Origin of the sequence: Streptomyces antimicrobicus (genome assembly GCF_020532625.1) — a bacterium.
Taxonomy (GTDB): Bacteria; Actinomycetota; Actinomycetes; order Streptomycetales; family Streptomycetaceae; genus Streptomyces; species Streptomyces antimicrobicus.
Map to the genome: position 1 here is coordinate 1 of NZ_JAJAUY010000180.1, position 10,775 is coordinate 10,775.

Below are 10,775 nucleotides of genomic sequence, written 5' to 3' on the forward strand. Positions count from 1 at the left end.
CGCCTCCGGCCCTGCCCCCGCTGCGCCCCGCTCCGGCCGCGGGCCCGCCCGCGGGCCGAGGCCGAGCGGTCCGGCGGTTCTCATCTCGGGCCCGCGTTGCTACCGTGCCTCCGCCCTGACACTCCATCAGTTCCGGGAGGCCGGCATGCGCGCACTCGCCGCCGCCGTCATCGGGCTGGCCGCTGCCCTCCTGCTCGTCCTCGCCGTCACGGCGGCCGGCGCGCCGGAAGGCACCACCTCGCCCAGGCCGCTGCTCACCACCGCGCCCGCCGCGCCCGGACAATAAGGAGGCCTGCCCGTGCGACGCAGAGCGAGCCTCGTCCTGCTGGCCCTCGCGGTGTTCTGCACCGCGCTGGCACCGCTGCTGCGCTGGTACGCGTACCCGCGCCTGGCCAAGATCCCGCCGAGCCAGTACCAGGAGGTCGTCCTGGAGGCCAAGGACGCCACCCTGCTCGACTACTTCGGCGGCATGCGGCCCAAGAAGGTCGACAAGGTCACCATCGTCCAGACCCTCAAGGGCAACGTGGAGGCCTCCCGCGAGATCGAGGCCGACGCCGGCAAGGACGTGGTCGTCTGGGACGCGCTGTCCTACGTCGCCGGCCCGGACGGCAAGATGGTCTCCCAGATCCCCGAGCGGTACATCTTCGACGCCCACACCCAGGAGCCGGTGCACGCCACCGGCGAGATGGTCGACGGGGACCAGGTCCGGCGCGAGGGCATCGAGTTCAAGTTCCCCTTCTTCACCGAGCCCCGCGACTACCTCTACTTCGACGCCCAGACCCGTACCTCCGCGCCGATCCACTACGTCGGGCCCCGCACGTTCCGCGGCATGGACGTCTACTACTTCGAGCAGACCGTGCCGTGGACCAAGGTCCCCATGCCGAAGAAGATGCCGATCGAGGGCATCGACCCGGCCACCGTCGAGGCCGCCACCGGCACCACGCTCTGGTACACGGCCAAGCGGATGTTCTGGGTCGACCCGGTCACCGGGGCGCCGGTCAACGGCGAGCAGATCATGGAACAGGAGATGCGCGGCGGGATCGCCGCCGGCGGCGAGGGCGGCAAGCTCACCGCCTTCGCCGGGCACGTGAAGATGCGCGAGGACTACGTCGAGCACACCGTGAAGCTGGTCTCCGCCAACCGGGCCAAGGTCCTCACCCTGCACACCTACGCCCCGATCGGCCTGACCGCCACCGGCGCGCTCCTGCTGGCCCTGTCCCTGTGGCTGGAGTCCCGCAGCCGCCGCCACCCGCCGACCGCCAAGCCCTGAGCGGGCCCCCGGCCGTCGGGCGGGGCGGCCCCGAAGAGGGGCCCGGGCCCCGCGGGTCAGCCGCGTCCCAGGCGGGCGTTGGTGTGGCGGGTCGGCTCGGCTGTGGCCGGGTCCTGCGGCCAGGGGTGCTTCGGGTAGCGGCCGCGCAGTTCGGCCCGCACCGCGCGGTAGCCGTCGCGCCAGAACGACGCCAGGTCGGCGGTGACCGCGGCCGGCCGGCCGGCGGGCGAGAGCAGGTGCACCAGCAGCGGCACCCCCGCCACCTCGGGCGTCCGGGCCAGCCCGAACAGCTCCTGCAGCTTGACCGCCAGCACCGGCTGCTCACCCGAGTAGTCCACCCGGATCCGCGAACCGCTCGGCACCTCGATCCGCTCCGGCGCCAGCTCCTCCAGCCGGGCCGCCTCGCCGGTGGCCCAGGGCAGCAGCCGGTTCAGGGCCTGCCCGGCGTCGATCCGCGCGAGGTCGGCGCGGCGCCGGGCCCGCGACAGCTCCGGCTCCAGCCAGTCACCGGCCCGCCGCAGCAGCGCCTCGTCGTCGTCCACGGCGGGCCAGGCGCCGCCGATCACCCGGTGCAGGAAACCGAGGCGGGCCCGCAGCGCCACCGCGTCCGGGGTCCAGCGCAGCAGCCCCAGCCCCTCGCGGCGCAGGCCCTCCAGCAGGGCGGCGCGCACCAGGGCCGGATCGGGCTCGCGCAGCGGACGTACGGACAGCTCGATCGGACCGAGGCGCTCCGCGCGGCGCGCGACCACGTCACCGTCCTCCCAGCGCACCTCCTCCCCGGCGGTCAGCAGGTGCCCGGCCGCGGCCCGGGCGGTCTCCTCGTCGACGACGGCGGCCAGGCGGATCCGGGCCGAGGCCGCGTGCGAGGGCCGGTCGGCGACGGCCACGGCCAGCCAGTCGGCCCGCCGCAGCCCGGACCCTTCGGCAAGCTCCGCCCCGGTCCCCGAGGCCATGAGGAACGAGCCCTCCCCCCTGGCCCTGGCCACCCGCTCCGGGAACGCCAGCGCGACGACGAGCCCGGCCGTGGCGTCGTCGGCCGCAGCCGACCCCCTTTCCCCCGCCACGAGCTCGCCGCCCGTTGCGGCCGCCGCGCGGCGCAGCCGCTGGGACTCCGCCCGCCAGCGTGCGGCGTACGCGTCGCCGCCCCGGCGCGCCGAGCGCCACGCCGCGACCAGGTCGTCCCCGTACTCCCGCGGCGGCTCCTCGCTCAGCAGCGCCACGACCTCGGCCGCGCCCGCCGGGCCGTCCAGCAGGGCGCGGGCCAGCCGCGGGTGCAGGCCGAGGCGGGACATCCGCACACCCCGGGCGGTCACCCGCCCCGACGCGGGCTCCACCGCGCCGACGGCCGCCAGGACCTCCCGGGCGGCGGCCATCGCCCCGGCCGGGGGCGGGTCCAGCAGGGACAGCCCGCTCGCGTCCGGGTCGCCCCAGCAGGCCGCCTGCAGGGCGAACTGCGCCAGGTCCGCGACCCGGATCTCGGGCGAGGGGAACGCCGGCAGCCGCCCGTGCTCGGCCTGCGGCCAGCAGCGGTAGACCGCGCCCGGCGCCTCCCGGCCCGCGCGTCCGGCCCGCTGCCGCGCCGCCGCGCGGGAGGCCCGTACGGTCGTCAGCGCGCCCAGCCCCCGGGCGTGGTCCACACGCGGCTCGCGGGCCAGACCGGCGTCCACCACCACCCGGACGCCGGGCACCGTCAGCGAGGACTCCGCGACCGCCGTGGCCAGGATCACCCGCCGGCCCGGGCCGCCCGCCAGGGCCGCGTCCTGCACCGCCGCCGCGGCCCGGCCGTGCAACTGCAGGACCTCCGCGTCGACCGCGCCGAGCTGCCCGGCGACCCGGGCGATCTCCCCGACCCCGGGGAGGAAGACGAGCACGTCACCGGTCCGCTCGGCCAGGGCCCGCCGCACCACCGAGGCGACATGCGTGAGCAGCGCCGGGTCCACCCGCATCCCGTGCGGCGGCCGCACCGGCCGCGCCGGCGGGGCCCAGACGACCTCCACCGGGTGGCTGACCCCTTCGGCCGCCACCACCGGGGCGTCGTCGAGCAGCCGCGACCAGCCCTCCGCGTCCGTCGTGGCCGAGGCGGCCACCAGCGACAGCTCCGGCCGCAGCGTCCGGCGTACGTCGAGCAGGAACGCCGCGACCGTGTCGGCGTCCAGATGCCGCTCGTGGCACTCGTCGACGACCACCACGTCCACGTCCGCCAGCTCCTGGTCGCGCTGGAGCCGCTGGAGCAGCACACCGGTGGTGACCACCTCCACCGCGCACCGCGGGCCCACCACCCGCTCGCCGCGCACGGTGTACCCGACCGAGCCGCCCACCTTCTCGCCCAGCAGCCACGCCATCCGCCGGGCCGCCGCGCGCGCCGCGATCCGCCGGGGCTCGGCGACCAGGACGCGCCGCCGCGGCCCGCCGCCGGTCAGGCCCGCCAGCGCCAGCGGCACCAGCGTGGTCTTGCCGGTGCCGGGCGGCGCGCACAGCACCGCCGTGCCGTGGTCCGCCAGGGCCGCGGTCAGGGCCGGCAGCGCCGTGCGGACCGGCAGGGCGTCCAGCGCCTCGACGCGTGGGGCCATGTCCTGGCTCACGCCCGCTCGGACACGAAGATCGCCGTCCCCGGGATCAGGTTCCCGCGCAGCGGGGACCAGCCGCCCCACTCCTGGGTGTTCCACGCCGGCCACTCCGGCTCCACCAGGTCCACCAGCCGGAAGCCGGCCGCGACCAGCTCGCGCACCCGGTCGCCGAGCGTGCGGTGGTGCTCGACGTACACCGCGCGGCCCTGCTCGTCCTGCTCGACGTACGGCGTCCGGTCGAAGTAGGAGGCGGAGACGGACAGCCCCTCGGGGCCCGGCTCGTCGGGGAACGCCCAGCGGATCGGGTGGGTGACGGAGAAGACCCAGCGGCCGCCGGGCCGCAGCACCCGGTGGACCTCGCGGAAGACCTTCACCGGGTCGGCCACGAAGGGCACCGCCCCGTAGGCCGAGCACACCAGGTCGAAGGAGCCGTCGCGGAACGGCAGCGCCCCGGCGTCCGCCTCCACCAGCGGGATCCCGCCGCCGATCCGCAGGGCGTGCTGGAGCTGGCGGTGGGAGAGGTCGAGCGCGACCGGGCGGGCCCCCTGGGCGGCCAGCCAGCGGGCGCACTGGGCGGCGCCGGCGCCGATCTCCAGGACGTCGAGCCCGGCGAGGCCGTCCGCCGGGCCCAGCAGGGCGGCGTCGGCCTCGTCCAGGCCCTCCGGGCCCCAGACGAAGCGGTCGTCGCCGAGGAAGCCGCCGTGCTCGCTCTGGTACTCGTCGGCGTTGCGGTCCCACCAGCCGCGGCTGGCGCGGCTGCTCTCCGCTTCCCCCGCGTCACGCCGGGTGGCCTCGGCGTCGTCGTCGGTGCCGGACGCGTCGTCGTACGCGTCTTCGAGGGCGTAGTCCTCTTGGTTCATCGGGCCCGTCGTCGTAGTCTTCGAAAAAGTGGTACGAGGAAAAAGTGGTACGAGGCGTCAGCCGGTCCCTCGCCCAGAAGTTGTGCCGGTTATGCGGTGATCCGCCCGCGGTGGGCGCCTTCGCGCATTGACCGTGTCCGGCTGCCCCCGTATGCTACAAGTTGCGCTGCGAGCCTGTGCTCCTCAGACCTAGCAGGCTGCGCTCGCATCTGTAGCATTCCCCTCGGTTTTCGAGGCCTTCGCCGTCCCGACGGTGCTCCGGCCTCCTTGGCTGTCCGGCGTATGCAGAGGCGATAAGGGCTCCCGGCGTAGCAGTACCTACGACTTCAATGTCCGTACCGGAGCCCTTTCCCACATGACGAGCAGCACCGAGACCACCGCCACCACTCCGCAGGTTGCGGTCAACGACATCGGTAACGAGGAAGCCTTCCTCGCCGCGATCGACGAGACGATCAAGTACTTCAACGACGGCGACATCGTCGACGGCGTCATCGTGAAGGTCGACCGGGACGAGGTCCTGCTCGACATCGGTTACAAGACCGAAGGTGTCATCCCGAGCCGCGAGCTCTCGATCAAGCACGACGTCGACCCGAACGAGGTCGTCAAGGTCGGCGACGAGATCGAGGCCCTGGTTCTCCAGAAGGAGGACAAGGAAGGCCGCCTGATCCTCTCGAAGAAGCGCGCCCAGTACGAGCGTGCCTGGGGCACCATCGAGAAGATCAAGGAAGAGGACGGCATCGTCACCGGTACCGTCATCGAGGTCGTCAAGGGTGGTCTCATCCTCGACATCGGCCTCCGCGGCTTCCTCCCGGCCTCCCTGGTCGAGATGCGCCGCGTCCGCGACCTCCAGCCCTACGTGGGCAAGGAGCTCGAGGCGAAGATCATCGAGCTGGACAAGAACCGCAACAACGTGGTCCTGTCCCGCCGTGCCTGGCTGGAGCAGACCCAGTCCGAGGTCCGCCAGACGTTCCTCACCACCCTGCAGAAGGGTCAGGTCCGCTCCGGCGTCGTCTCCTCGATCGTCAACTTCGGTGCCTTCGTGGACCTGGGTGGCGTCGACGGTCTGGTCCACGTCTCCGAGCTGTCCTGGAAGCACATCGACCACCCGTCCGAGGTCGTCGAGGTCGGCCAGGAGGTCACCGTCGAGGTCCTCGACGTCGACATGGACCGCGAGCGCGTCTCCCTGTCGCTGAAGGCGACCCAGGAGGACCCGTGGCAGCAGTTCGCCCGGACCCACCAGATCGGCCAGGTCGTCCCGGGTAAGGTCACCAAGCTGGTTCCGTTCGGTGCGTTCGTCCGCGTGGACGAGGGCATCGAGGGTCTGGTCCACATCTCCGAGCTGGCCGAGCGCCACGTGGAGATCCCGGAGCAGGTCGTCCAGGTCAACGACGAGATCTTCGTCAAGGTCATCGACATCGACCTCGAGCGTCGCCGGATCTCGCTGTCCCTCAAGCAGGCCAACGAGTCCTTCGGTGCCGACCCGGCGTCGGTCGAGTTCGACCCGACCCTGTACGGCATGGCCGCGTCCTACGACGACCAGGGCAACTACATCTACCCCGAGGGCTTCGACCCGGAGACCAACGACTGGCTGCCCGGCTACGAGAAGCAGCGCGAGGCGTGGGAGACCCAGTACGCCGAGGCGCAGGCCCGCTTCGAGCAGCACCAGGCTCAGGTCATCAAGAGCCGCGAGGCCGACGAGGCCGCCGCTGCTGCGGGCGAGGCCGCCCCGGCCGCCGCTGCCGCGGGTGTCTCCGGTGGTTCGTACTCCTCGGAGTCGGACGACAACTCCGGCGCCCTGGCCTCCGACGAGGCCCTGGCCGCGCTCCGCGAGAAGCTGGCCGGCGGCCAGAGCTGATCGCAGCGCAGCCGCACGGTCGCTGACCGGAAGCTGAAACGGTAAGGCCCGTCCCCTCCGGGGGGCGGGCCTTACCGCGTTTCTTTCCCGTCGAACGGGCCAACTGGGGAATGAGCGCCGCGTCTTGGGCGTTCTTGGCTGTGAACGCGGCGAGGAGGAGTGGTAACGGTGCTGGATCCCCAGGATTTGTACGAGTGGGACGCCAAGGGGCTGGCCGTGGTGGACATGGCCCTGGCCCAGGAGTCCGCCGGTCTGGTCATGCTGTACCACTTCGAGGGCTACATCGACGCGGGCGACACCGGCGAGCAGATCGTCGCGCGGCTCCTCGACACGCTGCCCCACCAGGTCGTGGCCCGCTTCGACGCCGACCGGCTGGTCGACTACCGGGCGCGCCGCCCGCTGCTGACCTTCCGCCGCGACCGCTGGACCGACTTCGAGGCCCCCGCCCTGGAGGTCCGCATCGTCCAGGACGCCACCGGCGCGCCGTTCCTGCTGCTGTCCGGGCCCGAGCCGGACGTGGAGTGGGAGCGCTTCGCCCTCGCCGTCCGGCAGATCGTCGAGCGGCTCGGCGTCCGCCTCTCGGTGAACTTCCACGGCATCCCCATGGGCGTCCCCCACACGCGCCCCGTGGGCATCACCCCGCACGGCAACCGCACCGACCTCATGCCCGGCCACCGCAGCCCCTTCGACGAGGCCCAGGTGCCCGGCAGCGCCGAGTCGCTGATCGAGTTCCGCCTCGGCCAGGCCGGGCACGACGTGCTGGGCGTCGCGGCCCACGTGCCGCACTACGTCGCCCGTTCCCCGTACCCGGACGCGGCCCTGACCGCGCTGGAGGCGATCACCGCCGCCACCGGCCTGGTGCTGCCCGGCGTCGCGCACGCGCTGCGCACCGAGGCGTACCGCACCCAGACCGAGATCGACCGGCAGATCCGCGAGGGCGACGACGAGCTGGTCAGCCTGGTCCAGGGCCTGGAGCACCAGTACGACGCGGTGGCCGGGGCCGAGACCCGGGGCAACATGATCGCCGAGCCGGCGGAGATCCCCTCGGCGGACGAGATCGGCCGCGAGTTCGAGCGGTTCCTGGCGGAGCGCGAGGGCGAGGCGTAGCGGGGGCGGGGCTGTCGCGTCGGGTGGGGCTGTCGGTGGGGCGGGTCCGGGGGTTCGCTCGTACGGGCGTACGGCGGGGCCTATGCTGCGGCCATGCTGAAAGTGGGCCTGACGGGCGGAATCGGTGCCGGCAAGAGCGAGGTCTCGCGGCTGCTGGCGGGGTACGGGGCGGTCGTCGTGGACGCCGACCGGATCGCACGGGAGGTCGTGGAGCCGGGCACGCCCGGGCTCGCGGCCGTCGTGGCGGCCTTCGGGCCGGACGTCCTCACCCCCGAGGGCACCCTCGACCGGCCGAAGCTCGGCGCCATCGTCTTCGCCGACCCCGAGCGGCTGAGCGCCCTCAACGCGATCGTGCACCCGCTGGTCGGGGCCCGGTCCGCCGAGCTGGAGCAGGCCGCCGGACCCGACGCGATCGTCGTGCACGACGTACCGCTGCTGACCGAGAACGGGCTGGCGCCGCTGTACGACCTCGTGGTGGTGGTGGACGCCTCGCCCGAGACCCAGCTGGCCCGGCTGACGGCGCTGCGCGGCATGGCCGAGGCCGAGGCCCGGGCCCGGATGGCGGCCCAGGCCACGCGGGAACAGCGACTGGCGGTGGCCACGCTGGTCATCGACAACGACGGGCCGCTGGAGGCCCTGGAACCGCAGGTCCGCAAGGTGTGGGACGAGCTCACGGCGCGGGCGGCGGCGGGACGGGGCTGACGGCGCTGACGGGCCTGACGGGCCTGCCTGGGTGGTGGCCTGCCCGGCTGGCTGGTGTGCCCGTCCGGTGGCCTGCCCGTCCGGCTGGGGTGCCCGGCCGAGGTGCGGTTGCGGCGGTGGCTGACGTGTTCACGGAACAGGGCCGGGTAGCCGGGCGTTGAAGGGCTCGGTAGAGGGAAGGATTGCCATCGTGTCCGAAACCACGCCGCCGCCCCCGCCCGGTCCGTCGGCCGCCGCCAGCCCGGAGACGCACGTCATCGACTACCGCGCCGCCGAGCAGCTGCTGGCCGCCCGGGATCCGCGCGGCGCGGTCAAGCTGCTGGACTCGGTGATAGCCGCGCACCCCGAGAACACCGCGGCCCGGCTGCTGCGGGCCCGCGCCTTCTTCGCCGCGGCGCAACTGCGACCTGCCGAGCTGGAGTTCGAGCTGGTGCTGGAGCGGGAACCGGACAACGCCTTCGCCCACTTCGCCCTGGGCCGCACCCACGAGCGGTCCGGCCGGCCCGAGCAGGCCCGCAAGCACTTCCGGCTGGCCGCCGCGCTCGACCCGCAGCCGGAGTACCTGCGAGCGGCCCGCTTCGAGAACTGACGCCCGGGCCCGGACCTAGCGGTGGTCAGGCGGCTCGTACGGCGGCACGTCCGGGCCGGGCTGCCAGTGCGGGCCCTGGCGGATGTGGCGCACGACCATCACCACGTCCGCAGCCACGAGCAGCGTCAGCACCCCGCAGGCCGCCGCCCACCCGGGGCGGCCGGCCAGCGCGAACGCCACCGTCCCGCCGACGGCCCAGAGCAGCCCCCACACGCCGAGCCACACCCGCAGCCGCAAGGGGCTGCGGGCGGTCACCGGCTCGTTCCCGGATCGCATGCGCATCGCCTCGGTTCCATGGTCCCACGCGGGCGGGGGCGAGGGTCTCCGGCGAGGGTCTCCAGGGCGAGGCCTCCGGGGCGGGGACCTGGCGGTTCAGGGGTTGAGCTTGTGGACGGCGGTCGTGGTCGTCCGCTTGAAGGCGGGCACGGGCACGTCGGACAGGTCGCCCATCCGGCTCCACCGCACCACCGTGACGGTCGCGCCGTCCCGGCCGATGCCGTACAGGCCGACGCCCGGCTCGGACTCGGGCAGCGAGGTGTGGACGCCGTAGACGTGCGCGCCCTCCTCGACGGCGAGCGCGCCGTAGTCCCGCCAGGACGCGGTCCCCTCGGGGTGGCCGCGCAGCCAGTCGGCGGCGCAGCCGGCGACCTTGCGCTCCAGGGCGGCGGCGAGCTGCGCGGCCGCGCCCGGGGACTCCGCGCGGACGGACACCTGCACGGCACCGGTGTCCAGCTCGGTGCCGAACTGCCGGTGCCAGCTGTCCTTCGCGGGCAGCGCGCCCTCCAGGCAGAACACGGGCACCTCCGGCAGGCCCTTGGCCACCGGGCCGGCGAACCAGGCGGAGGACGGGTGCGGCGGCAGGTCGCGGGCCTGGAGGAAGCCCGGTGCCGGGGCGGCGGTGGCGGGGGTGGCGAGGGTGAGCGTGAGGGCGGCGGCCGCCGCGAGGACGGCGACGGGGCCGGTGCGGGAACGTCGGAACACGGTGGTACTCCCCGTTTGCGAGTGGTGGCGAACGACGGACGGGTGGACGGTCGGACGGTTGAACGGTTGGACGGGATGAGCTTTCCCCGACTCGGGGGTGTCGGACGCCGAAAACCGGCCGATTCGGGACACTGGAACGGTCGTAGGGGCTGCCACCTGGGGAAACGTCCCCGGGCTGGAACGGGGTCACGGGACGGGGGAACGCCGTGGACGAGGCGGGGAAGCCGGCGGAGACGGAGCGGTTCGCGGGGCTGATGCGGGCCCTGAAGGACCGCTCGGCACTGAGCTACGGGCAGCTGGCCCGCACGCTGCACCTGAGCACGTCGAGCGTGCACCGGTACTGCAGCGGCGAGGCGGTCCCGACGGAGTTCGCGACGGTGGACCGCTTCGCCCGGGCGTGCGGCGCCCGCCCCGACGAGGCGGTGGAACTCCACCGGGCCTGGCTCCTGGCGGACGCCCGACGCCGTGCGACGGAACGGGCACCGGGGCCTCGGGGCCCGGCCGCCACCGCCGACACCGGGGAGGGGTCCGCCTCTGCGGTCGCTGTCACCGGTGTCGGCGGCGTCGAGGAACGGGCCGCTGGCGTGCCCGAGGCCGAGGCCGAGCCCGAGGTACGGGCCGCCGGCCCGGGCGGGGGCGGGGCCGGGGGCGTGGCGGCTGCCGCCGTCGGGGAGGGGGCCGCCTCCACGGTGGCCACTACCGGCGGGGGCGGGGGCGCGGACACGGCGGGCACCGGGCGCGGGGCCGGGACCGTGGGCGACCCCGTGAGGGGGGTCGGGGTAGCGGCCGTCGTCGAAGGTCAGCGTCAGGATCTCGGGGTTCCAGTTCCCGACGGCGTTGCCCA

At 74.3% G+C, this 10,775-nt stretch carries 11 protein-coding genes; 7 read left to right on the plus strand and 4 right to left on the minus strand.

Translation table 11 applies throughout. The features are described from left to right. Window positions 1-145 precede the first annotated feature (145 nt). The gene (locus LG632_RS27720; protein ID WP_226730304.1) at window positions 146-286 is read left to right on the plus strand and encodes an SPW_0924 family protein; all 141 of its coding nucleotides are present in this window, start codon (window positions 146-148) and stop codon (window positions 284-286) included. Between the two features lie 12 nt (window positions 287-298). Next, a complete protein-coding gene (pgfA, locus tag LG632_RS27725; protein WP_226730306.1) occupies window positions 299-1,270 on the plus strand; it encodes a cell envelope lipid trafficking protein PgfA in 972 nt (323 codons plus the stop codon). Between the two features lie 56 nt (window positions 1,271-1,326). Here pgfA and hrpB read toward each other — a convergent pair whose 3' ends face one another. Together hrpB and LG632_RS27735 are read right to left on the minus strand one after the other, a co-directional pair. After that, the gene (gene hrpB / locus LG632_RS27730) at window positions 1,327-3,840 is read right to left on the minus strand and encodes an ATP-dependent helicase HrpB (protein ID WP_226730307.1); all 2,514 of its coding nucleotides are present in this window, start codon (window positions 3,838-3,840) and stop codon (window positions 1,327-1,329) included. Between the two features lie 8 nt (window positions 3,841-3,848). Continuing rightward, the gene (locus LG632_RS27735; protein WP_226730309.1) at window positions 3,849-4,697 is read right to left on the minus strand and encodes a class I SAM-dependent methyltransferase; all 849 of its coding nucleotides are present in this window, start codon (window positions 4,695-4,697) and stop codon (window positions 3,849-3,851) included. A 355-nt stretch (window positions 4,698-5,052) separates the two neighbouring features. On the opposite strand from LG632_RS27735, the gene rpsA reads away from it, so the two are divergent. From rpsA to LG632_RS27755, 4 genes are all read left to right on the plus strand, one after another. After that, window positions 5,053-6,552 carry a 30S ribosomal protein S1 gene (gene rpsA / locus LG632_RS27740; RefSeq protein ID WP_226730311.1) on the plus strand — a complete coding sequence of 500 codons (1,500 nt, stop codon included), beginning with the start codon at window positions 5,053-5,055 and terminating at the stop codon, window positions 6,550-6,552. A gap of 168 nt (window positions 6,553-6,720) precedes the next feature. Further along, window positions 6,721-7,659: a PAC2 family protein gene (locus LG632_RS27745; RefSeq protein WP_226730313.1), complete on the plus strand. Its 939-nt coding sequence runs from the start codon at window positions 6,721-6,723 to the stop codon at window positions 7,657-7,659. A 93-nt stretch (window positions 7,660-7,752) separates the two neighbouring features. Continuing rightward, window positions 7,753-8,361 (plus strand): dephospho-CoA kinase, encoded by a 609-nt coding sequence (coaE, locus tag LG632_RS27750; protein ID WP_226730315.1) that lies wholly within the window; start codon window positions 7,753-7,755, stop codon window positions 8,359-8,361. A 190-nt stretch (window positions 8,362-8,551) separates the two neighbouring features. Next, window positions 8,552-8,950 carry a tetratricopeptide repeat protein gene (locus LG632_RS27755; protein WP_226730317.1) on the plus strand — a complete coding sequence of 133 codons (399 nt, stop codon included), beginning with the start codon at window positions 8,552-8,554 and terminating at the stop codon, window positions 8,948-8,950. Between the two features lie 15 nt (window positions 8,951-8,965). On the opposite strand, the gene LG632_RS27760 is transcribed toward LG632_RS27755, so the two are convergent. Further along, entirely contained in the window at window positions 8,966-9,226 is a 261-nt protein-coding gene (locus LG632_RS27760) for a DUF6343 family protein (protein ID WP_226730320.1), read from the minus strand. A gap of 96 nt (window positions 9,227-9,322) precedes the next feature. After that, the gene (locus LG632_RS27765; protein ID WP_226730322.1) at window positions 9,323-9,931 is read right to left on the minus strand and encodes a hypothetical protein; all 609 of its coding nucleotides are present in this window, start codon (window positions 9,929-9,931) and stop codon (window positions 9,323-9,325) included. A 206-nt stretch (window positions 9,932-10,137) separates the two neighbouring features. On the opposite strand from LG632_RS27765, the gene LG632_RS27770 reads away from it, so the two are divergent. Continuing rightward, the coding region (locus tag LG632_RS27770; RefSeq protein WP_374203608.1) for a helix-turn-helix domain-containing protein at window positions 10,138-10,775 on the plus strand (638 nt) is incomplete at its 3' end.

What these genes read in the sequence shown, in the direction of transcription:
- LG632_RS27720 (WP_226730304.1), top strand. Translation starts at nt 146, where the DNA reads ATGCGCGCACTCGCCGCCGCCGTCATCGGGCTGGCCGCTGCCCTCCTG.
- hrpB (WP_226730307.1), bottom strand. Translation starts at nt 3,840, where the DNA reads ATGGCCCCACGCGTCGAGGCGCTGGACGCCCTGCCGGTCCGCACGGCG.
- LG632_RS27735 (WP_226730309.1), bottom strand. Translation starts at nt 4,697, where the DNA reads ATGAACCAAGAGGACTACGCCCTCGAAGACGCGTACGACGACGCGTCC.
- rpsA (WP_226730311.1), top strand. Translation starts at nt 5,053, where the DNA reads ATGACGAGCAGCACCGAGACCACCGCCACCACTCCGCAGGTTGCGGTC.
- coaE (WP_226730315.1), top strand. Translation starts at nt 7,753, where the DNA reads ATGCTGAAAGTGGGCCTGACGGGCGGAATCGGTGCCGGCAAGAGCGAG.
- LG632_RS27760 (WP_226730320.1), bottom strand. Translation starts at nt 9,226, where the DNA reads ATGCGATCCGGGAACGAGCCGGTGACCGCCCGCAGCCCCTTGCGGCTG.